At 73.2% G+C, this 24096-nt stretch carries 16 protein-coding genes; 12 read left to right on the top strand and 4 right to left on the bottom strand.

What is annotated here, in order from left to right:
• Window positions 1-7 precede the first annotated feature (7 nt).
• Together M8C17_RS12940 and M8C17_RS12935 are read left to right on the top strand one after the other, a co-directional pair.
• On the top strand, window positions 8-601 hold the full coding sequence (locus M8C17_RS12940; RefSeq protein ID WP_252416675.1) for a TetR/AcrR family transcriptional regulator: 594 nt from the start codon (window positions 8-10) through the stop codon (window positions 599-601).
• A gap of 94 nt (window positions 602-695) precedes the next feature.
• Window positions 696-4220: an ABC transporter ATP-binding protein gene (locus M8C17_RS12935; protein ID WP_252416674.1), complete on the top strand. Its 3525-nt coding sequence runs from the start codon at window positions 696-698 to the stop codon at window positions 4218-4220.
• Between the two features lie 46 nt (window positions 4221-4266).
• Here the strand turns inward: M8C17_RS12935 and M8C17_RS12930 are convergent, their stop codons facing one another.
• The 4 genes from M8C17_RS12930 to M8C17_RS12915 all read right to left on the bottom strand — a co-directional run bounded on the left by M8C17_RS12930 (window position 4267) and on the right by M8C17_RS12915 (window position 8568).
• A complete protein-coding gene (locus M8C17_RS12930) occupies window positions 4267-5334 on the bottom strand; it encodes an NADH:flavin oxidoreductase/NADH oxidase (protein ID WP_252416673.1) in 1068 nt (355 codons plus the stop codon).
• Window positions 5335-5408: 74 nt separating this feature from the next.
• Window positions 5409-6713 carry a dicarboxylate/amino acid:cation symporter gene (locus M8C17_RS12925; RefSeq protein ID WP_252416789.1) on the bottom strand — a complete coding sequence of 435 codons (1305 nt, stop codon included), beginning with the start codon at window positions 6711-6713 and terminating at the stop codon, window positions 5409-5411.
• Window positions 6714-6914: 201 nt separating this feature from the next.
• Window positions 6915-7610, bottom strand: a complete 696-nt coding sequence (locus M8C17_RS12920; RefSeq protein ID WP_252416672.1) for a DUF998 domain-containing protein — start codon at window positions 7608-7610, stop codon at window positions 6915-6917.
• Window positions 7603-8568 carry a glutathione S-transferase family protein gene (locus tag M8C17_RS12915; protein ID WP_252416671.1) on the bottom strand — a complete coding sequence of 322 codons (966 nt, stop codon included), beginning with the start codon at window positions 8566-8568 and terminating at the stop codon, window positions 7603-7605. Before M8C17_RS12915 ends, M8C17_RS12920 begins: the two co-directional genes overlap by 8 nt.
• Window positions 8569-8674: 106 nt before the next feature.
• Between M8C17_RS12915 and pcaF the strand changes: the two genes are divergently transcribed.
• The 10 genes from pcaF (at window position 8675) to M8C17_RS12865 (ending at window position 24051) form a co-directional block, all read left to right on the top strand.
• Window positions 8675-9880: a 3-oxoadipyl-CoA thiolase gene (pcaF, locus tag M8C17_RS12910; RefSeq protein WP_252416670.1), complete on the top strand. Its 1206-nt coding sequence runs from the start codon at window positions 8675-8677 to the stop codon at window positions 9878-9880.
• Window positions 9881-10032: 152 nt separating this feature from the next.
• On the top strand, window positions 10033-10845 hold the full coding sequence (locus M8C17_RS12905) for an SAM-dependent methyltransferase (protein ID WP_252416669.1): 813 nt from the start codon (window positions 10033-10035) through the stop codon (window positions 10843-10845).
• Window positions 10846-10849: 4 nt separating this feature from the next.
• Complete coding sequence (locus M8C17_RS12900; protein ID WP_252416668.1) at window positions 10850-13012, top strand: EAL domain-containing protein; 2163 nt, start codon at window positions 10850-10852, stop codon at window positions 13010-13012.
• 108 nt (window positions 13013-13120) lie between these two features.
• Window positions 13121-13621 (top strand): DUF456 family protein, encoded by a 501-nt coding sequence (locus tag M8C17_RS12895; RefSeq protein WP_252416667.1) that lies wholly within the window; start codon window positions 13121-13123, stop codon window positions 13619-13621.
• A gap of 367 nt (window positions 13622-13988) precedes the next feature.
• Entirely contained in the window at window positions 13989-15575 is a 1587-nt protein-coding gene (locus tag M8C17_RS12890; protein ID WP_252416666.1) for an amino acid permease, read from the top strand.
• Window positions 15576-15732: 157 nt separating this feature from the next.
• Entirely contained in the window at window positions 15733-17097 is a 1365-nt protein-coding gene (locus tag M8C17_RS12885; protein ID WP_252416665.1) for a glutamine synthetase family protein, read from the top strand.
• Between the two features lie 54 nt (window positions 17098-17151).
• Complete coding sequence (locus M8C17_RS12880) at window positions 17152-18564, top strand: aldehyde dehydrogenase family protein (RefSeq protein ID WP_256482541.1); 1413 nt, start codon at window positions 17152-17154, stop codon at window positions 18562-18564.
• 5 nt (window positions 18565-18569) lie between these two features.
• Entirely contained in the window at window positions 18570-19337 is a 768-nt protein-coding gene (locus M8C17_RS12875) for a 3-oxoacyl-ACP reductase (protein ID WP_252416663.1), read from the top strand.
• Window positions 19334-20089: a gamma-glutamyl-gamma-aminobutyrate hydrolase family protein gene (locus M8C17_RS12870; protein WP_252416662.1), complete on the top strand. Its 756-nt coding sequence runs from the start codon at window positions 19334-19336 to the stop codon at window positions 20087-20089. Before M8C17_RS12875 ends, M8C17_RS12870 begins: the two co-directional genes overlap by 4 nt.
• 302 nt (window positions 20090-20391) lie before the next feature.
• A complete protein-coding gene (locus tag M8C17_RS12865; protein WP_252416661.1) occupies window positions 20392-24051 on the top strand; it encodes a SpoIIE family protein phosphatase in 3660 nt (1219 codons plus the stop codon).
• Window positions 24052-24096 lie beyond the last annotated feature (45 nt).

Raw genomic sequence — 24096 nt, 5'->3', positions numbered from 1 at the left:
TGGGCGCGTGACGGACGGACGGTCGAGGCGGCGCGAGGACACCCGTCAGCGCCTCTTCGTCGCGGCGGTGGAACTCATCGCCGAGCAGGGCTTCTCCGCCACCACCGTGGACGACATCGCGGCCCGCGCGGGGGTGGCGAAGGGCACGGTCTACTACAACTTCGAGTCCAAGACCATGCTCTTCGAGGAGCTGCTGCGGCACGGCATCGGCCTGCTCACCGCCGAGTTCCGGGCGGCGGTCGCCGGGCTGCCGCCGCGCGCCGCGCTGGCTGCGCTGGTCCGCGCCGAGCTGGAGTACATCCGCCGGTACCGGGCGTTCGCCCAGCTGCTGCTGTCGGAGATGTGGCGGACGAACAGGGAGTGGCAGCAGACCCTGCGGCTGCTGCGCGGCGAGGCCATCGCGGTGATCGCCGAGACGGTGCGCGCCGGCGTGGACAGCGGCGACCTACCGGCCGACCTGGACGTGCCCACCGCCTCCTCGGCGTTGTTCGGCGTGGGCCTCGTGGTGGCAGTGGACTGGCTGGTCTTCCAACCCGACCGGCCGATCGCCGAGGTGCAGGAGGCGCTGCTCGGCATCGTGCGCCGGGTCGCCCAGACCTGACCGGAAACCCTGCTCAGAGCGGGTAAATCGGTTGAGCCGACGGGGCCGCAACCGGCACGCTGAGGTCTCCGCCACCCACGTCCGGAGGACACCGATGCGCCTGCTCCGTGATCTGTGGGGCACCTCACCACGCCGCATGACGGTCGTCGCCGTCCTGATCGTGCTCGGTGCCGCCGGCCAGGCGGGTGCGTCGGCGCTGGCCGGCGCGGTGCTGGTGCACCGGTCGGCCGGCTTCTTCGCCGTACTGGCCGCGGCGCTGGTCGCCGCCGTGCTCAGTGACCTCGCGGTGAGCCTGCTGATGGCCGGGCTGACCGCCGACTGGTCCGCCGACGTGCGCCGCCGGCTCTGCCGGGTCGCGTTCGGGCAGGACCTGCCCACCCTGGAGACGACCCCGGTGGGCGAGTTGCTCGACCGCATCGACGGGGACGTCTACCAGGTGGCGTCGGCGGTCCGCAACCAGGTAGCCCGGCTCGCCCAGAGTCTCTGCGTCGGCCTGCTGTCGGTGGTCGTCGCGCTGGTCGTGTGGTGGCCGGCCGGGATCGCGATGCTGCTGCTCACGATGGTGCTGGCTATCGGGCTGCGCGGGCCCACGGCGCGGATCGGTCCGGCCCGGATGGCCGAGGAGGAGGCGTGGTCGGATCTGGCCGCCGTGATGGAGGAGGCGGTGCACGGCCAGGACGACGTACGCACCAGCCTCGCCCGGCCGTACGTGCTGCGCCTGTACGCGCGGCGCGCTGCCGCCGTGCTGTCCCGGGGCCGCGTGGTCTGGGTGCTGTCCGCCCGGGTGGCCGCGGCCGCGACCGCGACGATCCGGGTGGGCATCGGCGTGGTGGTGCTCGGCGGGGCCTGGGCGTTGGCCACCGACCGGGTCGACGCCGCCCGGCTCACCGCGATCTGGCTGCTCGCGCTGGCCTTCGGGGCCACCGCGGAACACGTGAGCCGGATGGTGCCCGAGCTCCAGGAGGCTCTCGGCGCGTGGGCGCGGGTGCAGTTGCTCCAGGGTGCCCGGCAGGAGCCCGTGGGTGGAGCCAGCCCGGCCGAGGGCGACCTGCGCATCCGCGACCTGACGTTCGGCTACCAGGTGAGCGGCCCGGAGAGCGACCGGGGCTCCGCGCTGCGCGGGGTCAGCCTCACCTTCGCGCGGGGCCGCTCGTACGCGTTGATCGGGCGGACCGGTTCGGGCAAGTCGACGCTGGCGAAGGTCCTCACGAGGGCGGTCGACGTGCCACCGGGTTCGGTGTTCCTGGGCGGCACCGACCTGTGTGACCTCGACGTGGAGCAGCTGCGCCGCTGGGTGGCGCTGGTGCCGCAGCGCACCGAGATCCTGGCCGGCACGCTCGCCGAAAACGTCGCTCTCTTCGACCCGACGCTGCTCGACGCCGCCGCCCGGGCGTTGGACGAGCTGGGTCTGGCCGGCTGGATCGCCGAGCTGCCCGACGGGCTGGCCACCCGGCTGGGGGAGGGCGGGCACGTGCTGTCCGCCGGTCAGGAACAGCTGGTGGCGTTCGCCCGGATCCTGGTCCGTGACCCGCACGTGGTGATCCTCGACGAGGCCACCGCCCGACTGGACCCGGTCACCGAGGCGAGGGTGCAGCGGGCCACCGAACGACTGCTGCGGGACCGGATCGGCATCGTCATCGCGCACCGGCTCTCCTCGGTGCGTCGCTGTGACGAGGTGGTCGTGCTGGCCGACGGCGCGGTGGTCGAGGCCGGCCCGTTGGAGACGTCGACGCGCTTCGCCGAGCTGCTGGCGACCAGTCACGCCGCCGCGTACGCCGCCGCGGCACCGGTCGGCCGCACCGGCGTCGGCACCGACCTGCTGGTCGGCCCCGACCCGGCGGACGCCTGGCCGAGCGGGCCGGTGACCGCGCCTGTCGAGCCGGTCGCGTCGGCCGACCCGGTCGGGCCGACGCGGGCCGCCCCGCCGCCGCTGCCGCCGGTCCCGCGGGCCCGGACGCTGCGGGAGATCTTCCGGCTGTGCACCAACGATCCCCGGTACGGGCTGGCCGCGATCGTGCTGTTCCTCGGGCTCAGCCTGCTCGGGTTGGACGGCCCGGTGCTGCCGTGGCTCTGGGCCGACCTCGTCGACGGGACCGGCAACCCGTACCTGCCGGCGTTGGGGATCGTGGCCGGGCTGCTGGTCACCCTGCCGCTGCCGTACTACACCCATGTCTGGTTCCCGCAGTGGTGGGTACGGCAGATGCTGCGGATCGGCCTGCGTCTGGTGCACGGCCAGACCGGGCCGCGCCGGGTCAGCTCCCACACGCCGGCCGAGGTGGTGGCGCAGGGCGGTGACACCGAGCGCGTGGTCCAGCTCGCCGACAACGTGCTGGACCAGGCCGTCGCGCTGGTCCTGGTGGTCGCCATGACGGCGGTCACCGGCAGCGTCGTACCGGGGCTGTTCTTCCTCGGCACGATGGTCGTCTCCGGTCTGGCCGCGACGCTGTTCGGGCCGAAGCTGGAACGCGCGGCCCGGGCGACGGTGGCGGCGCGGGCCTCCTTCGCCACCGCGCTGGTCTCCGCGCTGTCCGCGGCGCGGACGGTGAAGCTCGCGGGCGCCACCGCCGCGGTGCTGCGCCACCTGGCCGACCTGGACGTGCTGCGCAGCGACCGGCAGCGGCACGAGATCTCGGTGCAGGTGTGGTCGCGCTCCACGCCGGCGGTGGCCAGCGGGCTGCTGCCGATCGGCGCGTGGGCGCTCTACCTGGCCGGCGGGCTGTCCGCCGGGGCGGTGCTGGTGGCGGTCTCCACCCTGGGCGCGGCCCGCTGGTTCGCCTGGACGACGGCGTCGTTGATCTCCCAGCTGCCGTCCGCGCGGGTCTGGACCCGACGCACGGTGGCGATGACCGGGGCCGACGCGTACTCGGCGGGGGTGCCGGCGGTGGACCTGTCCGCCGGCACGGCGCCCGCGCCGACGCCACCGCCCCGGCATCCGCTGCGCCGGCTGGAGCTGCGCGGCTTCGGGGTGGTGCACTCCGACGGCACGGTCGCCGTCCGGGACGTGGACCTGACCGTGCAGCGCGGGCAACTGGTGCTGGTCGTCGGGCCGGTCGGCTCGGGCAAGTCGTCGCTGCTGCGGGCACTGGCCGGGATCGTGCACCACACCGGCGAGCTGTCCTGGAACGGCGACCCGGTCACCGAGCCGGAGCTGTTCCTGCGCCCCAACCAGGTCGGCTACGTCGGCCAGTTGCCCCGGGTGCTCTCCGGCACGGTGGCCGACAACATCGCGCTCGGCCACCAGGTGGACGCGGCCGGGGCGGTCAGCACCGCCCAGCTCGACCATGACCTGGCCGCCGCCGGCGGTGGGCTGGGTCTGCTCATCGGGCACAAGGGCACCCGGCTCTCCGGCGGCCAGCTGCAACGGCTGGCGCTGGCCCGGGCACTCGCGCCGCGTACCGAGCTGCTGGTCGCCGACGACGTGTCGTCGGCGCTGGACGTCACCACCGAACTGGCGTTGTGGCAGGCGCTGCGTGCGCACGGGGTGACCGTCGTGGGCTCGACCGCGAAGCGGGCCGCGCTGGTCCGCGCCGACCACGTGGTGGTGCTGCTCGGCGGCGCGGTGGCGGCCCAGGGGGCCTGGCGGGACCTGGAGGGGGACTGGTCGCACCTGGCCGGTTGACGGCCGGTGGGCGGCTGCCGGCTCGGCAGCGGCCCACCGGTGGCGGTCAGGCGGCGCGGGCGTACTGGGCGGGCCCGGTGTACGCGAGGCCGAGCTTGGCGGCGGCGCGGCGCGGCCAGTACGGGTCGCGCAGCAGTTCCCGGCCGAGCAGGACCAGGTCGGCCTCGCCGCCGGCGACGATCTGCTCGGCGTGCTCCGGCTCGACGATCAGGCCGACGGCACCGGTCGGCACTCCGGCCTCGCGGCGGATCCGGGCGGCCAGCGGCACCTGGTAGCCGGGGCCGAGCGGAATGCGCGGGTTCGGGTGCGCGCCGCCGGAGGAGGTGTCGACCAGGTCCACACCGGCACCGGCCAGCTCCGCGGCGAGCACGACGCTGTCCTCGGCGGTCCAGCCGCCCTCGACCCAGTCGGTCGCGGAGATCCGGGTGAGCACGGGTACGTTCTCGCCGACCGTCGCGCGTACCGCCCGGGCCACCTCCAGGGTGAGCCGCATCCGGCCGGCCCGGTCGCCGCCGTAGGCGTCGGTGCGGTGGTTGGTCAGCGGCGAGAGGAACTCGTGCAGCAGGTAACCGTGCGCGGCGTGGATCTCCACGGCGGCGAAGCCGGCGTCCAGTGCCCGCCCGGCGGCGGTGGCAAACGCCTCGACCACTCCGGCGATCCCGGACGCGTCGAGGGCCGTCGGCACCCGGTAGCCGGCGACGAACGGCTCCACCCCGGGAGCGACCGGCGTCCAGCCGCCCTCGGAGTCCGGCACGCCGCCACGGACCGGGGCCCACGGCCGGTAGGTGGACGCCTTGAAGCCGGCGTGTGCGAGCTGCACGGCGGGCACCGCGCCCTGACCGGCGACGAACGCGGTCACCGGCCGCCACGCGTCCACGTGCGCGTCGGACCACAACCCGGTGTCCTGGGGGCTGATCCGACCCTCCGGCACCACGGCGGTCGCCTCGGTCAGCACCAGCCCGACCCCGCCGACGGCACGGGTGCCGAGGTGGATCAGGTGCCAGTCGGTGGGCAGACCGTCCGGTCCGGCCGAGTACTGGCACATCGGGGCCATGGCGATCCGGTTGGGCAAAGTGACGGCGCGCAGGGTCAGCGGCGTGAACAGGGAACTCATCTCGGCATCCTCTCGGAAAAGCCCGCGACGGGCCTCTCGGCGTGAGAGGCCCGTCGCGGATCGGTGCGCGGTGGTCAGGCGGGGACGGGGCTGAGCTCGTCCTGCCGCTCGGGCCGGGTGTCGGCGACCGGCTCCGGGTCGGTCAGGTCCCGCCGGCCGGCGGACTCGTACGCGGCCCGGTCGAGGGTGCCCTCCCGGGCGGCGACCACGGTCGGCACCAGTGCCTGCCCGGCCACGTTCGTGGCCGTGCGGATCATGTCCAGGATCGGGTCGATGGCCAGCAGCAGGCCGGCGCCGGCCAGGGGCAGGCCCAGCGTGCTGAGGGTGAGGGTGAGCATCACGATCGCGCCGGTCAGACCGGCGGTGGCCGCCGAGCCGACGACCGAGACGAAGGCGATCAGCAGGTAGTCGGTGACGCCGAGCTGAACACCGAACACCTGCGCCACGAAGATCGCGGCGAGTGCCGGGTAGATGGCGGCGCAGCCGTCCATCTTCGTGGTGGCGCCGAACGGCACGGCGAACGAGGCGTACTCGCGGGGCACGCCGAGCCGCTCGACGGAGCGCTGGGTCAGCGGCATGGTGCCCACCGAGGAGCGGGACACGAAGGCCAGCTCGATCGCCGGCCAGGCGCCGGCGAAGAAGCGCAGCGGGTTGAGCCGGCCGGCGAGGATCAGCACCAGCGGGTAGACCACGAACAGCACGAGGGCGCAGCCGACGTAGACGGCGGTGGTGAACTTGGCCAGCGGGGCCAGCAGGTCCCAGCCGTACGAGGCGACGGCGTTGCCGATCAGGCCGAGGGTGCCGATCGGGGCGAGCCGGATGACCCACCAGAGCGCCTTCTGGACGATCTCCAGCAGTGAGCGGTTCAGCGCCACGAACGGCTCGGCGGCGTCGCCGACCAGCAGCGCCGCGGCACCGACCACGAGGGCGAGGAAGACGATCTGGAGCACGTTGCCCTCGACGAACGCGCCGACCGGGTTGGTGGGCACGATGCCGGTGAGGAAGTCGGTCCAGGAGCCGGTGTTCTTCGGCGGTGTCGCGCCACCCAGGTCGAGGGTCACGCCGCGGCCCGGGTTGGTGAGCAGGCCGAGGCCGATGCCGATGCCGACCGAGATCAGCGCGGTGATGCCGAACCACAGCAGGGTCTTCAGGGCGAGCCGGGCGGCGTTGGCCACGCCACGCAGGCTGACCACGCTGACGACGATGGCGGTGAAGACCAGGGGCGGCACGGCCAGCTTGAGCAGCTGGACGAAGAGGCCGCCGACGGTGTGCAGGGTGCTGGTCAGCCAGCTCAGGTCGTTGCTGCGGGCGAGGAAGCCGAGCGCCACGCCGAGCACGAGGCCGAGCAGGATCTGCACGGAGAAGGGAATCTTGCGCAGGCCGAAAGGCATGAGGGTCTGTCCAATTGTCTGGTCTGGTCGGGGGTAGGCGTGAAAGCGCGGCTACGCCGGACAGACGCCGCTGGCCTGCAGTCGGAGATCGACATACAGGCGGACGGTGAGGTCCCAGACATTGGTCATCGCTCGCCGACGATACGCCGACGATCGGCCATTGGAAGGTGCCGATCGGCGTGACGCTCCTTACATGCGCCCGCCGTCCGAGCGTCCGGAGGGTGCCCTCCCCGGGGCGAGGGCGAGCACGGTGGCGGTGGCCAGGCCCCACAGCGTCGCGAGCGCGAGGATCAGCCGCTCCAGCACGCCCACCAGGTCGCCGCGCCCGACGACGAGCATGGCCAGCCCGACCGCGGCGCAGAGCGGGAGCGCCAGCGTTGCGGCCCCGCCGGCCAGCCGGCGCACCGCCGGGCCGACCGACCCGGACACGGCGAGCGCGACCATCGCGAAGACCACCGCCGCGGTCGCCGCGATGCTCGCCCCGCCGTGCACCAGGTCCGCCGCCGTGGATCGCTCGAACGGCGGCAGCGGGCAGCCGGCGGAGCAGGTCACCGCCCCGGACACGGCGGAGGACACGGCACCGACGGCGAGCAGCGCCGGCGCCGCCGCCCACACCCCGGTGGGCAGCGCCGCGGCGAGCAGCAGCAGCGCGCCGGCCAGTGCCAGGATCCCGATCCGGTACGTCGCGGCGTGCCCGCTGCCCGCGATGCCCGCCTCACTGACGTACCCGGTGAGTGCCGGGTCGGGACCGGCGAGCACCGCGACCGTCACCGCGACGGCCCCGGCCAGCGTGCAGCCGGCGGCGGCCGACGCGGCGACCCGGCGTGCGATGTCCGCGCGGACGGCGGGCGCGGTCGTGGTGCCGGGCCGAGCGGGCTCAGCCACGCCCGTGCGGCGTGGTCCAGCCGGCCTCGTCGGGACCGAACGGCACGATGCCGGTCGGGTTGATCTCCCGGTGGGTGCCGTAGTAGTGCCGCTTGATGTGGTCGAAGTCCACCGTCTCGCCGAAGCCCGGGGTCTGGAACAGGTCCCGGGCGTACGCCCACAGCACCGGCATCTCGGTGAGCTTCTGCCGGTTGCACTTGAAGTGCCCGTGGTAGGCGGCGTCGAAGCGGACGAGCGTCGTGAACAGCCGCACGTCGGCCTCGGTGATCGCGTCGCCCATCAGGTACCGCTGCCCGGCCAGCCGCTCGGAGAGCGCGTCCAGCCGGGCGAAGAGCGCCCGGAACGCCTCGTCGTACGCCTCCTGGGAGGTCGCGAAGCCGCACCGGTACACGCCGTTGTTGACGTCGGTGTGGATCTCGGCCATCAGCGCGTCCATCTCGGGGCGCAGGTCCGCCGGGTACAGATCCGGTGCGTCGGGGGCGTGCAACCGCCGCCACTCGGTGGAGAAGTCGAGCGTGAGCTGCGGGTAGTCGTTGGTGACCACCCGACCGGTCAGTGTGTCGACCAGCGCCGGCACGGTCACCCGCCCGGTGTAGTCCGGGTCGGTCGCCAGGTACGCCTCGGAGAGGAAGCTGACGCCGAGGACGGGGTCGAAGCCGTCCGGGTCGAGGGCGAACGCCCAGCCCCGCTCGTCCCGGATCGGGTCGACGGTGCCCAGCGAGATCGCGTCGTCCAGCCCGAGCAGGCCCCGCACGATCCGGGCGCGGTGCGCCCACGGGCAGGCGCGGCACCAGATCAGGCGGTAGCGGCCGGCCTCCAGCGGCCAGCGGTCCTGCTCGTCGGGGCCACCGCCGGGCGGGGAGGTCGAGTCCGGTGTCACGCGGCCGGTGAACCGGTTGGGCTGGCGGACGAAAGCACCACCGCCGCTGGTCTCTGCGCTGAACTGGGCCCGGGCCATGCCGTCAACCTATCCGCTGCCGGCGCGGATATCCTGGCCCTCGGTAGCCCACCCGACCCCGGTGGGTGCCACCACCCCCCGCCGCCCCCACCCCGAAGGACTCGCGATGACCGTGGCATACCTGGTGGCCGGTGTCCGCACCCCGATCGGCCGGTACGCCGGCGCGCTGGCCGGCGTCCGCCCCGACGACCTGGCCGCGCACGTGATCCGCGAACTGGTTGCCCGGCACCCGTCGGTGGACTGGGCCCGGGTGGACGACGTCGTGCTCGGCTGCGCCAACCAGGCCGGCGAGGACAACCGCAACGTGGCCCGGATGGCGGCGCTGCTGGCCGGCTTGCCCGAGGAGGTCCCGGGCAGCACGGTCAACCGGCTGTGCGGCTCCGGGCTGGACGCCCTGGCCACCGCCGCTCGGTCCATCGTGGCCGGGGAGGCGGAGCTGGTGGTCGCCGGCGGCGTGGAGAGCATGAGCCGGGCGCCGTTCGTCATGCCGAAGGCCACCTCGGCGTACTCCCGCTCGGCCGAGGTGTACGACACCACCCTGGGCTGGCGGCTGGTCAACCCGCTGATGCGGGACGGCTGGGGGATCGACTCGATGCCGGAGACGGCGGAGAACGTCGCCGCCGAGTACGGCGTCAGCCGGGCCGATCAGGACGCCTTCGCGTACCGGTCACAGCAGCGCGCGGCCAAGGCGCAGGCCGACGGCCGGTTCGCCGAGGAGATCGTGCCGGTCTCCGTGCCGGCCGGTCGCCGGGAGACCCGCCTGGTCGAGGTCGACGAGCATCCCCGGGAGACCTCGCTGGAGAAGCTGGCCGCGCTGCCCACCCCGTTCCGGGAGGGCGGCACCGTGACCGCCGGCAACTCCTCGGGGGTCAACGACGGCGCGGTCGCGCTGCTGGTGGCCGGTGAGGCCGCGGTCGCCCGGTACGGCCTCACCCCGCTGGCCCGGATCGGCGGCGCGGCGGCGGCCGGTGTGCCGCCCCGGATCATGGGGATCGGCCCGGTGCCGGCCACGCGCAAGCTGCTCGACCGGGTCGGCGTCGAGGTGGGCGCGGTCGATGTGATCGAGCTGAACGAGGCGTTCGCCGCGCAGTCGGTGGCGGTGCTGCGGGAGCTGGGCTTGCCCGTGGACGCCGAGCACGTCAACCCGAACGGCGGGGCCATCGCACTGGGCCACCCGTTGGGTGCCAGCGGTGCCCGGCTGGCGCTGACCGCGGCCCTGGAGCTGCGCCGTCGCGGCGGCCGTCGGGCGCTGGCCACCATGTGCATCGGGGTCGGGCAGGGCATCTCACTGCTGCTGGAGTCGGCGAGCTGAGCACGGAAAGAGCCTGAAGGGATCTCCCGGACGCGGCAGTCGGCGGCCTAGAGTGGTCCACACCACACGACCCGCGGGTCGGCCGGTGGTCGTGCGCGCCCGCCGACGCCGGTGCCGTCCCGCGCCGCGGCGATGAACTGGGGAGCACGCTCATGCCGGACGCACTGCCGACCGAGATCGATCTGACCAGGCCGAGCGCGGCCCGGGTGTACGACTATTTCCTGGGCGGTGCGCACAACTTCGAGATCGACCGACAGTTGGCCGAGCAGATCGCCAGCATGACCCCGAACCTCGCCGCCACCATGCGCTCCGGCCGGGAGTTCCTGCGCCGGGCCGTCCGGGCCCTGCTCGATGCCGGCATCGACCAGTTCCTCGACATCGGCTCCGGAATTCCCACCGTGGGCAACGTGCACGAGGTGGCCCAGGGGGCGAACCCCAAGGCCCGGGTGGTCTACGTCGACATCGACCCGGTGGCCGTGGCGCACAGCCGGGAGCTGCTCGCCGGCAACGAGTTGACCGGGGTGATCCACGCCGATCTGCGCGAGCCGGAGCGGATCCTCGCCGAGACCCGGCGGCTCGGGTTGATCGACTTCAGCCGGCCGATGGGCATCCTGCTCGCCGGGGTGGTGCACTTCGTCCCGGACGCCGACCGGCCCGAGGACATCCTGGCCACCCTGCGGGCCGCCGCCGCGCCCGGCAGCTTCCTGGTCATCTCGCACTCCACCTTCGAGGACCAGCCGCAGGAGATGCTGGACGCCCAGCGGCTCTCCGCACGGACGGACACCGAGATCACGCTGCGCTCCCGCGCGCAGGTGACCGGCTTCTTCGGCGACTGGACGATCCTCGAACCGGGCGTGGTGCACATGCCGCTCTGGCGTCCCGACTCACCGTCGGATGTGGACGAACACCCCGAGCGGTTCGGCGCGTTCGGGGCAGTCGCCCGGTACGACCAGCCCGCCGGCTGATCCCGTGGCCGCCGTCCCGGATCCCGTCGGGGTCGACGTCGGCCGTGCCGATGCCCAGGGCTACGCCGCCGACTGGGCCCGCGCGGTACGCCGCCTCGGTTTCGTGCCGCACAGCGCGGCCGAGATCGAGCGGCTGCTGCTGGTGCACACGGTACGGCTGGCCCAGGCGGTACGGGCCGAGCCGTTCTCGGCCCGTCCCGCCGAGGAGGTCGGTCGGGCCCTGGTGGAGGCGCACCTGACCGAGCCTCGGGCGCTGGAGTGGTCGCTGCGGGCCCTCGGTGAGGACTTTCCCCGCCGCGTGCTGGCCGCCGACGACCGGCCGGCGGACCTGACCGAACGGATCGCGGCGGTGCAGGGCGGGCTGGCCGCCGGGTTCGCCCGCGCGCTGCGCGACCGCACCTTCACCCAGCAGGAGCGGATCGCCCGGTCGGCCTGGCAGGCGCGCGACGAGGTCGAGCAGGCGTTGCGCGACAGCGAGGCGCGGTTCCGGGCGGTCTTCACGGGTGCCGCGATCGGGATCGGCATCGCCGGGGTGGACGGCCGGATCATCGACGTCAACCAGTCGTTCGCCGACATGCTCGGCTACTCGATCGAGGAGCTGCGCGACACCAACGTGGCGGGGCTGTTCCACGCCGACGACGCCGCCGGGATGTGGGAGCTGTACCAGGAGCTGATCGAGGGCAAGCAGGACTCGGTCCGGGTGGAGAAGCGCTACCACCGCAAGGACGGCAGCGTGGTGTGGACGGATCTGGCGGTCTCGCTGATCCGGCACGACGACGGCCGGCCCCGGTTCACGGTGGCGATGATCGAGGACATCACCGAGCGGTACGAGCTCCAGCAGCGGCTGCGCTTCCAGGCGCTGCACGACCCGCTGACCGGGCTGCCCAACCGGACGCTGTTCTTCGAGACGCTGGGCCGGGTCCTGGACACCGCCGGGCCGGGTCGGCGGGTCGGCGTGTGCTTCCTCGACCTGGACGGCTTCAAGACGATCAACGACAGCCTGGGCCACGATCTCGGTGACCGGCTGCTGGTGATGATCGCCCGGCGGCTGGCCGCGTGTGTGGCCGACCACGGCCACCTGGTCGCCCGGATGGGCGGCGACGAGTTCGTCATCCTCGTCGACGGCGGGGACGACATCGACGACGCGGTGGCCGTGGCGAAGGCCGCGCTGGCCGCCGTCGCCGCCCCGATGCACGTCGGCGACCAGCAGTTGGCCGTCTCGGCGAGCGTCGGCATCGTGGAGTGCCCGGCCGGGGAGACCACCGCGTCGGAGCTGATGAAGGCCGCGGACACGACGCTCTACTGGGCCAAGGCGGCGGGCCGGGGCCGGTGGGCCGTCTACGACCCGGAGCGCAGCGCCCGGGACATCGCCCGGTCGGCGCTGGTCGCCGGGCTGCCGGCGGCGCTGGACCGGGGCGAGTTCGTGCTGCACTACCAGCCGATCGTGTCGCTGCTGGAGGGCACCATGCTCGCGGTGGAGGCGCTGGTCCGCTGGGAGCACCCGGAGCTGGGCCTGATCGGGCCGGACCGGTTCATCGGCCTGGCCGAGGAGACGGGGCTGATCGTGCGGCTCGGTGAGTGGGTGCTGCGGCAGGCCTGCCGGGACGCCGAGCGGTGGCGGCAGGAGTTCCCCGACGCCCGACTGGTGGTCAGCGTCAACCTGGCTGCCCGACAGGCCGACGACCCGGCGATCGTGGACACCGTGGCCGACGCGCTGCGTACCACGGGGCTGCCGGCGGAGTTGCTCCAACTGGAGCTGACCGAGAGCGCCGTGATGGGCAGCACCGACGAGCCCCTGCGCAGCCTGCACCGGCTGGCGGCGCTGGGCGTCCGGCTGGCGGTGGACGACTTCGGCACCGGGTACTCCAACCTGGCGTACCTGCGGCGGCTGCCGATCCACTGTCTGAAGCTGGCCGGGCCGTTTGTCGAGGGCATCCGCGCCGACGGGACGGACATCGCGGCTGACCACCGCGACGAGCGGATCGTGGACGCGCTGGTCCGCCTGGCGCACGCGCTGGAGCTGTGGGTCACCGCCGAGGCGGTGGAGACCGGGGTGCAGGCGGAGCGGCTACGGGCGCTGCGCTGCGACACCGGGCAGGGGCGGTTCTTCGGCGCGCCGGCCCCGGCCGAGACGATCACCGCCCGGCTGGCTCTGGCGATGGCGTGATGCCTGTCGGCGGGCCGGGGCGCGAGCTGGCTGTGCGGCGGCCGGCGGCGTGAGCGGGGGATCCGTCCGGCCGGGTGGGCCGCGACGGTGGCGACGGAAGGTGGCGGCGTGGACCTGACGGACTCGCAGACGGCGGTGACCGTGGTGGCCGCGCTGGCCATCCTCGCCGGGTTGGCGGGCGTGGTGGTGCCCGGCCTGCCGGCGCTGCCACTGTGCTGGGGCGGCGTGCTGCTCTGGGCGATCTTCGGCGGCGCCGGCCCGGGCGGATGGGCGGTGTTCGCCGCCGCGACGCTGGTCGCCGCCGGCGGCACCGTGATCAAGTACGCGTGGCCCGGGCGGAACCTGAAACGTACCGGCGTGCCGACGTCCACGCTGCTCGCCGGCGGGGTGCTCGGAATCGTCGGGTTCTTCGTGGTGCCGATCGTCGGGCTGGTGCTCGGCTTCGTCGCCGGGGTCTGGGCGGCGGAACGGCTTCGGCTGGGCAGCAACCAGCTCGCCTGGCCGTCCACCGTGCAGGCCCTCAAGGCCGCCGGCCTGTCGATGCTGGTGGAGTTCCTCGCCGGCCTGATGATCGCAGCCCTCTGGACAACCGGCCTCCTCCTGACCTGAACCCTCCCTTTTTCACCCTGTTGATCAAGAGGTCCGCGTCATATCCCGGGCCGCGCCTGACGCAGACCTCTTGATCACGAGGGAAAAGGGGAGGGCGGGCGCGGGGCACTTTTGGGTACGGCTGATGCCGTAGGTGAGAGAGAGGTGTGCCCCGCGCCGCCGCGGTGCCGGGCGGTCCGAGTGCCCGGCGGGGGCCCGTCGCGAACGGGCCTGGTCACGAGGTCAAGGATGCCGTCCGGGCTGGCCGGGCGGCAACGCAATTAGCCGGGCCGGCGGTGAGATTCCCACCGACTACGTATTGACCGTCTTGATCGACGGGACGACACTTTGCCCACTCGCACGCGGAACCACCTCAGGGAGGTGTGCAGTGGCAACGACCCCCGTGCCAACCGCCGAGCAACCGATGGACGACGACGCCCGACGGCTCGCCGAACTCGGCTACAAACAGGAGCTGCGCCGCAAGTGGAGTGGCTTCTCCAACTTCGCCATCTCGTTCTCGATCATCTCGATCCTGGCCGGCTGCTTCACCACGTTCGGCCAGGCGTGGAACAACGGCGGTCCGGTCGCCATCTCCTGGGGCTGGCCGCTGATCTCGCTCTTCATCCTGATCATCGGCTTCTGCATGGCGGAGCTGGTGTCGGCGTACCCGACCGCCGGCGGGATCTACTGGTGGGCGGCGACCATGGGCCGCCCGGTGCACGGCTGGTTCACCGGCTGGTTGAACCTGATCGGCCTGGTGGCGGTCACCGCCTCGGTCGACTACGGCTGCGCCACGTTCCTCAACCTCACCCTGTCGGCGCTGTTCGACGGTTGGGCGGGCACGCTGCGTCAGGCGTTCGTCCTCTTCGTGATCATCCTGGTGCTGCACGGGCTGATCAACGTCTTCGGGCACCGGATCATCGACGTCCTGCAGAACGTCTCGGTCTGGTGGCACGTGGCCGGGGCGGCCGTCGTGGTGGCCATCCTGATCCTCGTCCCGGACAACCACCAGAGCTTCCAGTTCGTGTTCACCGAGCGGTTCAACAACTCCGGCTTCGGTGACGGGGACACCGGCGGGCTGATCTTCTGGTTCTACGTGTTGCCGCTGGGCTTCCTGCTCACCCAGTACACGATCACCGGCTTCGACGCCTGCGCGCACGTCTCGGAGGAGACCCGGGGCGCGTCGCAGGCCGCCGCGCGCGGGCTCTGGCAGTCGATCTTCTACTCGGCGGTCGGTGGCTGGATCCTGCTGCTGGCGTTCCTCTTCGCCGCCACCGACGTCGAGGCGGTCAACGCCGCCGGCGGCTTCTCCGGCGCCATCTTCGAGTCGGCGCTGACCCCGGTCTTCTTCAAGATCGTCATCATCATCTCCACCATCGGGCAGTTCTTCTGCGGGATGAGCTGCGTGACCTCGATGAGCCGGATGGCGTACGCGTTCAGCCGCGACCGGGCGGTGCCCGGCTGGCGCCTCTGGTCCAAGGTGGACCGCAACGGCACCCCGGCCAACGCGATCATCGGTGCCACCCTGGCCGGCCTGGTCCTCACCCTGCCGGCGCTCTACGAAAGCTCCGCCGGCATCCCGATCGCCTTCTACGCGGTCGTCTCCGTCGCGGTGCTCGGGCTCTACCTGTCCTTCCTCATCCCGATCGCGCTGCGGCTGCGCATGGGCGACCGGTTCGTCCCCGGGCCGTGGACGCTCGGGCGGAAGTACAAACTGCTCGGCTGGATCGCGGTGATCGAGATCGCGGTCATCGCGGTCTACTTCGTGCTGCCGATCGTGCCCGCCGGCGTGCCCGGCAACGACGGGTTCACCTGGTCGTCGGTGAACTACGCGCCGCTGGCCGTGGGCGGGGTGCTGCTCGTGGTCGCCGTGTGGTGGTACGCCTCGGCCCGGAAGTGGTTCACCGGCCCGGTGCGTACCGTCGAGCACCGCTCGCCGGCGCCCGACCCGGCGCCGGTCGACGGGCCGGGCTGACCCGGACGTCCCGGTCCGCCGCCCGGCGGGCCGGGACGCGGTACGGCCCCGGCCCACCGCCTCCGCACATCCGGGCGATCCCGTTTGCGGGGGTGACCGCAGCGGGCATTGACGATGATCCGCTCGACCGGTAGACCTTGGTGATGGAGGCCCGCGAATGAGGAAAGCTCCGCTCACGCTGGAACAACTGCGGGTCGCCGTCGCCGACGGTGAGATCGACACGGTGGTGCTGGCCCTCGTCGACATGCAGGGCCGCCTGCAGGGCAAACGCTTCCACGCTCCCTACTTCCTCGACCAGGTGGTGGCCAACGGCAGCGAGGGCTGCAACTACCTGCTCGCCGTGGACGTCGACATGAACACCGTCGACGGGTACGCGATGTCGAGCTGGGAGAGCGGCTACGGCGACTTCGCGATGGTGCCGGACTTCGGCACGCTGCGCCGGACGCCCTGGCAGCCCGGGTCCGCGCTCCTGCTGGCCGACCTGGCCTGGCTGGACGGCTCCGGCGACGTGGTCGCCTCGCCCCGACAGATCCTGCGCCGCCAGTTGGACCGGCTGGCCGGGCACGGGCTGACCGCGTACGCGGGGACCGAGCTGGAGTTCGTGCTGTTCCGTGACTCGTACGAGGACGCCTGGCGCCGCGGGTACCGCGACCTCACCCCGGCCAACCAGTACAACGTGGACTACTCCCTGCTCGGCACCGCCCGGGTCGAGCCGCTGCTGCGCCGGATCCGCACCGAGATGGCCGGCGCGGGGCTGACCCCGGAGAGCGCCAAGGGCGAGTGCAACCTCGGCCAGCACGAGATCGCCTTCCGCTACGACGAGGCGGTGGCCTGCGCCGACCAGCACGTGATCTACAAGAACGGGGCGAAGGAGATCGCCGCCCAGGAGGGCATGGCGATCACCTTCATGGCCAAGCCGAACGAGCGGGAGGGCAACTCCTGCCACATCCACTTCTCGCTGCGCGACCGCACCGGGGCCTCGGCGATGCTCGGCGACGGCCCGGCGCACCTGTCGGCGACCGGGCAGCGGGTGCTCGCGGGGCTGCTGGCCACCATGCGCGAGTTCAGCCTTCTCTTCGCCCCGAACATCAACTCCTACAAGCGGTACCAGCCAGGATCGTTCGCGCCGACCGCCCTGCGCTGGGGGGTGGACAACCGCACCTGCGCGCTGCGGGTGGTCGGGCACGGGCAGGGGATGCGGGTGGAGAACCGGGTGCCCGGCGCCGACGTCAACCCGTACCTGGCGATCGCCGGCCTGGTCGCCGGCGCGCTGCACGGCATCGACCGCGAACTGGAGCTGGGCGAGGAGTGCACCGGCAACGCGTACGACGACCCGGAGGCCGAGCGGGTGCCCGGCACCCTGCGGGAGGCTCTGGCCCTCTGGGAGTCCTCCGCGGTGGCCCGGGACGCCTTCGGCGACGAGGTGGTCGCCCACTACGCCAACCAGGCCCGGGTGGAGATCGCCGCCTTCGACGCCGCCGTGACCGACTGGGAGCTGACCCGTGGCTTCGAACGGCTCTGACCCACCCCCATCCCCCGCGATCTTGCACTTCGGGTCGCTGGTGTGCGGTGAATCATGGCTTTTGTCGCGGCAGCAACTGCACGATCGCGCGGGGGAGGGGTGGGTGAGGGCGTGACTCTTGTTGTGGATCCGGCTTCCGGGGAGGGGTTTCGGGAGGTTGCCGGGGCGTCGGTGGCGGAGGTCGATGCCGCGATCTCGCGGGCTGCGATCGCGTTCGAGGCGTGGCGGGGGGTGGCACCGGGGGATCGGGCGCGGCTGTTGCGGCGGTTCGCCGCGATGGTCGACGCGCACCTGGACGATCTGGCCGCACTGGAGGTCCGCAATTCCGGGCACACGATCGGCAACGCCCGCTGGGAGGCCGGCAACGTCCGGGACGTGCTCGACTACTACGCCGGAGCGCCGGAGCGGCTGACCGGGAGGCAGATCCCGGTGGCCGGCGGGCTGGACGTCACCTTCCACGAGCCGCTCGGTGTGGTCGGCGTGATCGTGCCGTGGAACTTCCCGATGCCGATCGCCGCCTGGGGGTTCGCTCCCGCCCTCGCCGCCGGCAACACGGTCGTGCTCAAGCCCGCCGAGCTGACCCCGCTCACCGCCCTGCGCCTTGCCGAGCTGGCCCGCGAGGCCGGCCTGCCCGAGGACGTGTTCGTCGTCGTCCCCGGCGAGGGCGCGGTGGTGGGGGAGCGGTTCGTCAGCCACCCTGCCGTCCGCAAGATCTGCTTCACCGGATCGACCGAGGTCGGCACCCGGATCATGGCCGGCTGCGCCGCCCAGGTGAAGCGGCTCACCCTGGAGCTGGGCGGCAAGAGCGCGAACATCGTGTTCGCCGACGCCGATCTGGAACGCGCCGCCGCGACCGCGCCCGGCGCGGTCTTCGACAACGCCGGCCAGGACTGCTGCGCCCGCTCGCGGATCCTGGTCCAACGCCCGGTGTACGACCGGTTCCTGGCACTGCTCGAACCCGCGGTACGGGCGGTGCGGGTGGAACACCCGGCCCGGGACACCGCCGAGATGGGCCCGCTGATCTCCGCCGGGCAGCGGGACCGGGTCGCCGACTACGTGGCCGACGCGCGGGTCGCGTTCACCGGCTCCTGCCCCGACGGCCCCGGCTTCTGGCACGCCCCGACGGTGCTGCTGGCCGAGTCGCCGGCCGACCGGCACTGGCGGGAGGAGATCTTCGGCCCGGTGGTCTCGGTGCTCCCGTTCGACGACGAGGCCGACGCGGTCCGGCTCGCCAACGACACCGAGTACGGCCTCTCCGGCTCGATCTGGACCCGGGACGTGGGCCGCGCGCTGCGCATGGCCCGTGCGGTCGACTCGGGCAACCTCAGCGTCAACTCGCACTCCTCGGTGCGGTACTGGACCCCGTTCGGCGGGATGAAGCGCTCCGGGCTGGGTCGGGAGCTCGGCCCGGACGCGTTGCACGCCTTCACCGACGTCAAGAACGTGTTCATCGCGACAGAGGAGTGACGCCAGTGCAGGGTCGGTTGCAGGACCGGGTGGCCGTGGTCACCGGAGCGGGCAGCGGCATCGGGTTGGCCACCGTCCGGCGGTTCGCCGCCGAGGGTGCCCGGGTGGTCTGCGTGGACATCGACGCGGCGGCCGGCGAGCGGGCCGCGCAGGAGTGCGGCGGCGAGTTCGTCGCCACCGACGTCGCCGACGAGGCGGCGGTGCGGGACCTGTTCGACGGGGTGGCGGACCGGCACGGCCGGGTCGACATCGCGTTCAACAACGCCGGCATCTCCCCTCCGGACGACGACTCCATCCTGGACACCGGCCTGGACGCCTGGGAGCGGGTGCTGCGGGTCAACACGACGAGCGTCTACCTCTGCTGCAGGTACGCGATCCCGCACATGCGCCGTCAGGGCAAGGGGTCGATCATCAACACGGCCTCGTTCGTGGCGCTGATGGGCGCGGCGACGTCGCAGATCGCGTACACCGCCAGCAAGGGCGGGGTGCTGGCGATGACCCGGGAGCTGGGTGTGCAGTTCGCCCGCGAGGGCATCCGGGTCAACGCGCTCTGTCCCGGCCCGGTGGCGACCCCGCTGCTGCTGGAACTCTTCGCCGCCGACCCGGAGCGGGCCGCCCGTCGTCTGGTGCACGTGCCGATGGGCCGGTTCGGACAACCGGAGGAGATCGCCGCCGCGGTGGCGTTCCTCGCCAGCGACGACGCCTCCTTCATGACCGCGGCGCAGTTCGTGGTCGACGGCGGCATCACCGGCGCGTACGTCACCCCGCTGTGACCAGGCCGCTGATCGGGATCAGCGCGTACGTCGAGCCCGCCGACTGGGCGGCTTGGCGGGCCGTGCCGGCCGTGCTGGTGCCCGAGGCGTACGCGCGGGCGGTGCGCGCCGCCGGCGGTCGGACGGTGGTGCTGCCGCCCGACGACGAGGACGGCGACGTGGTGGGGGTCCTCGACGGGTTGCTGCTGGCCGGCGGTGCCGATGTCGGCCCTGGCCGGTACGGCCAGCCACCCGACCCGCGCACCGAGGACCGGCCGGACCGGGACGCCGGCGAGCTGACCCTGCTGGCCGCCGCGCTCGACGCCGATCTGCCGGTGCTGGGCGTCTGCCGGGGGATGCAGTTGCTCGCCGTCGCCTACGGCGGCACCCTGCACCAGCACCTGCCGGACGTGGTCGGTCACGAGGCGCACCGCCCGGCGCCCGGTGTCTACGGCGCGCACCCGGTGCGGTTCGCCCCGGAAAGCCTGGCCGCGACGGTGCTGGCCGGCGTCGACGAGGTCAACTCGTACCACCACCAGGCGGTTGCCGACCCGGGGCGGCTCAGGGTCACCGGCTGGGCGGCGGACGGGGTGATCGAGGCGGTCGAGGACCCGCGCCGGGCGTTCGTGCTGGGCGTGCAGTGGCATCCGGAGAACGAGGCGGACCCGCGGCCGATCGCCGCGCTGGTGCGGGCCGCCGGCCAGCGACCGTGGGGGACACCGGTGGCCGCGCGCGAGGATCCCGCGGGTCGCGCGGGGTCCTCGGCGACCTGACTCGCGGCCGCGCCCGGGTGTGACGTACATCGCTTCACCGCGCCCGGATCGCGCCGATATTCTGCGCCTCGACGCACCGCCCAAGATCCGCCAGCGACCCGGCCGAGCAGCACTGTTGTGGTGAGCGGGAACGGGCGCCGACTCCCCGCCCGCCGATCACCGTCGGGTGGCCGACGGGGTGCGGCGGGCTAAACAGCGTCGGGCGGGCGGCATGCGTTACGTTGCTCGTCCACCTGGGTACAAGTCCGAACACGGCGGGTGAAGATCAACGGCTGGGGGGCACGGCCGGAGCGGGAGGCTTTATGAGCTCGGCCCTGGGGGGCGCGGACGCGGGGCACGTCCTCGCGGACGACAGCGAAATCCCCCCGCTGCTGACGGCAGCCTTCGCGGCCGGCGGCGAACTGGGCGAGCGGCTGAGCGGCCTCGACTGGTCCGCCGTCCCGCTGGGCGCGCCCGTTCGCTGGCCGGTGGCGCTCTCCAGTGCGGTCGGCATGATGCTCGCCTCCAGCGCGCAGATCGTCCTGTTCTGGGGCGACGACCAGCTCACCTTCTACAACGACGCCTACCGGCCGACGATCGGCAGCAAGCACCCGGACGTGCTGGGTCAACCGGCCCGGCTGCACTGGGCGGAGACGTGGGAGGTGCTCGGCCCGCTTCTGGACGGGGTCCGGCGCACCGGGCAGTCCTACCGAGGCGAAGATCACCCCTTTCTGCTGGACCGGCACGGCTTCGTCGAGCAGACCTACTTCGACGTCTCGTACGACCCGATCCGGGGCTCGGACGGCTCCGTCCACGGCGTCTACTGCATCGTCAACGAGACCACCGGGCGGGTGCTCGGTGAGCGCAGGCTGCGGGCGCTGGCCGAGTTGGGCAGCGAGTTGGCCGACGTGGGCAGCGCCGTCGAGCTGGGCCGGACCGCCGCCGAGGTGCTGAGCCGGCACCGGGCGGACGTGCCGTTCGCGCTGATCTACCTTGCCGACGACGAGGGCCTGTTCAGCCTGGCCGGCTCCGAGGGCACCGGATCGGCCGCCATCGAGATCGCCCCCGAGGTGCTGGCCCGGGTGGCCGACAGCGGCACGCCCGCCACGGTCGACGTGGCAGGGCTGCTCGACCCGCCGCCGGCCGACGCCGCCGGCCAGGCCCTCCTGCTGCCCATCACGGCCACCAACGAGGCGGTCGGCGTTCTGGTGGCCGGCGTGTCCCGCCGGCTGGCCCTCAGCGACGAGTACCGCAACTTCCTCGACCTCGTGGCCGCCCAGATCTCCCGCGCGGTGGGCGTGCAGCGGGCGTACGAGCAGGAGCGGGCCCGGGCTGCGGCACTGGCCGCGCTGGACCGGGCCAAGACCGACTTCTTCGCCAACGTCAGCCACGAGTTCCGTACGCCGTTGACCCTGGTGCTCGGTCCTCTGGAGGATCTGCTGGCCGACTCGGCGCTGCCCGTCGGCTACACCGATCGGCTCACGATGATGCACCGTAACGCGCTGCGTCTGCTCAAGCTGGTCAACACGGTCCTGGACTTCTCCCGGCTGGAGTCCGGTCGGCTGGCCGCGAACTATCAGCCCACCGACCTGTCCGGCTACACCGCCCGGCTGGCCAGCACCTTCCGCTCGGCCACCGACCGGGCCGGGTTGCGACTGGTGGTGGACTGCCCGCCACTGCCGGCGCCCGTCTTCGTCGACCGGGACATGTGGGAAAAGGTCGTCCTCAACCTGATGTCGAACGCGGTGAAGTTCACCTTCGACGGCGAGATCCGGGTCCGGGTCGGGGTCGTCGACGGCGCCGCCCGGCTGGAGGTGACGGACACCGGCGTGGGGATCGTGCCGGCCGAGTTGCCGCACGTCTTCGAGCGGTTCCACCGCGTGCCGGGGGTGCGTTCCCGGACCCACGAGGGCACCGGGATCGGCCTGGCGCTGGTCCGGGAGCTGGTCGAGATGCACGGCGGCGAGGTCGGGGTGACCAGCCAGGTCGACGGGGGTAGCACGTTCACGGTGACCCTGCCGTTCGGATCGGCGCACCTGCCCGTGGACCGGGTGGCGCCGTTCGGCCCGCAGCCGACGGGTGAGCCGGGACAGGCCCGGCTCTACGTCGCGGAGACCGCACTGTGGACCGACGGCGAGCTGCCGGAGGTCGCCGGCCAGGCGGCGGAGAGCGTCGCGCCGGCCGGTCGGATCCTCGTCGTCGACGACAACGCGGACCTGCGCGAGCACGTCACCCGGTTGCTCTCCCCGACCTGGGAGGTGGTCACCGCGAGCGACGGGCTGGCAGCCCTGCCACTGGCCCGTGAGGGCGGGTTCGATCTGGTGCTCACCGACGTGATGATGCCCCGGCTGGACGGCTTCGGGCTGGTCGGCGCGCTGCGGGCGGATCCGCGCACCCGGCACGTGCCGATCGTGCTGCTCTCCGCCCGGGCCGGCTCCGCGGAGGCGATTGCCGGCCTCTCCGCCGGCGCTGACGACTACCTGACCAAGCCGTTCTCCAGCCAGGAGCTGGTGGCCCGGGTCCGGGCCAACGTCGAGCTGGGCCAGCTGCGGGGTCAGATCATCCGCCGGCTCCGCGCGCTGGCCGACGCGGCGGTGGCGGTGAACACCGCCCGGTCCACCGCCGACGTGCTCCAGGTCGCCGCCCGGCACGCACTCAGCCTCGCCGAAGCCGCCCGGGTGGTGGTCGCCGCGACCGGGGCCCGAGCCGAGGCGGACGACGGCGGCACCAGCGCCACCGACCCGTCCTTCGTGGCCGAGCTGACCGGCACCAGCGGCGAGCGGCTCGGGGAGTTGCGGGTCTGGCGGTCGGCCCGCGACGACGCGCAGGCCGACGAGGCCGCGCTGACCCAGCTGGCCAGGCTGGTGGGGGTACGGCTGGAGAACGCCCAGCTCTACGAGGCCGAACACCGCATCGCCACCACGTTGCAGCACAGCCTGCTGCCCCAGTCGTTGCCCCAGCTGCCCGGCGCGGTGGTGGCCAGCCGGTACCTGCCGGGCAGCGCCGACGTCGAGGTCGGCGGCGACTGGTACGACGTCATCGCCCTGGAGGGCGAGGAGCTGGTGCTGGTCATCGGCGACGTGGTCGGCAAGGGCGTCCAGGCCGCCGCCGCGATGGGGCAGCTCCGCAACGGGCTGCGCGCGTACCTGCTGGAAGGTTTCGACCCGGGTGAGTCACTGACCCGGCTCAACCGGCTGGTCGGGTCCACCGATCGCCGCTCCTTCGCGACCGTGTTCTGCCTGGTGTTCAACCCCCGTACCGGTCGGTTGCGGTACGCCAGCGCCGGCCACCCGTCCCCGCTGCTGATCAGGGGAGGTCACGTGGCGTTCCTGCACGACCGGGCACTCGGCCCGCCGGTCGGCGCCATCCCCGACGCGACGTACCAGGCGGTCGAGGGGGAGCTGCCCGCCGGCAGCCGGCTACTGCTCTACACCGACGGCCTGATCGAGGACCGGCAGCTCGACATGGACGCCGCGCTGGCCCAGCTGCGGGCTGACGCGGCCACCCCCGGCGAGCACGTGGCGGACCTGGTCGACGCGGTCGTCGAACGGGTCGCCGGTCGCCCGCGCCGCGACGATGTGGCGGTGCTCGCCCTGGAGGCCGCGGAGCTGAACCGGTTCGCGTTGCGGCTGCCCGCGGACCCGACCCGGTTGAGCGTGCTGCGCAAGCGCCTGGAGGACTTCCTGGTCGCGCACGGGGTCGGCGAGACGGACCTGTTCGACCTGACCGTGGCGGTCTCCGAAGCCGCCGCGAACGCCATCGAGCACCCGATCCACCCCGCCGAGCCGGTGATCAGCGTGCAGGTGGCCATCGAGAACCGGACGGTGACCGCCACGGTGCGCGACAGCGGGCGGTGGCGGGAGTCGACCGGCGCCGGGTTCCGGGGGCGTGGGCTGACCCTGATCAAGGCACTGGGTGACCTGACGGTACGGCGTACCGAGGAGGGCACCGAGGTGACACTGCGCCGGCAGTTGCACGACTGACGGCCCGCCCGACGGCGGCCGGCACGGCCACGACCGACCGCACGG

Source organism: Micromonospora sp. RHAY321 (assembly GCF_023896955.1).
Classification (GTDB): Bacteria; Actinomycetota; Actinomycetes; order Mycobacteriales; family Micromonosporaceae; genus Micromonospora.
The sequence above is the reverse complement of the archived record's forward strand: the minus strand, read 5'-3'. Positions and strand labels throughout refer to the sequence as shown.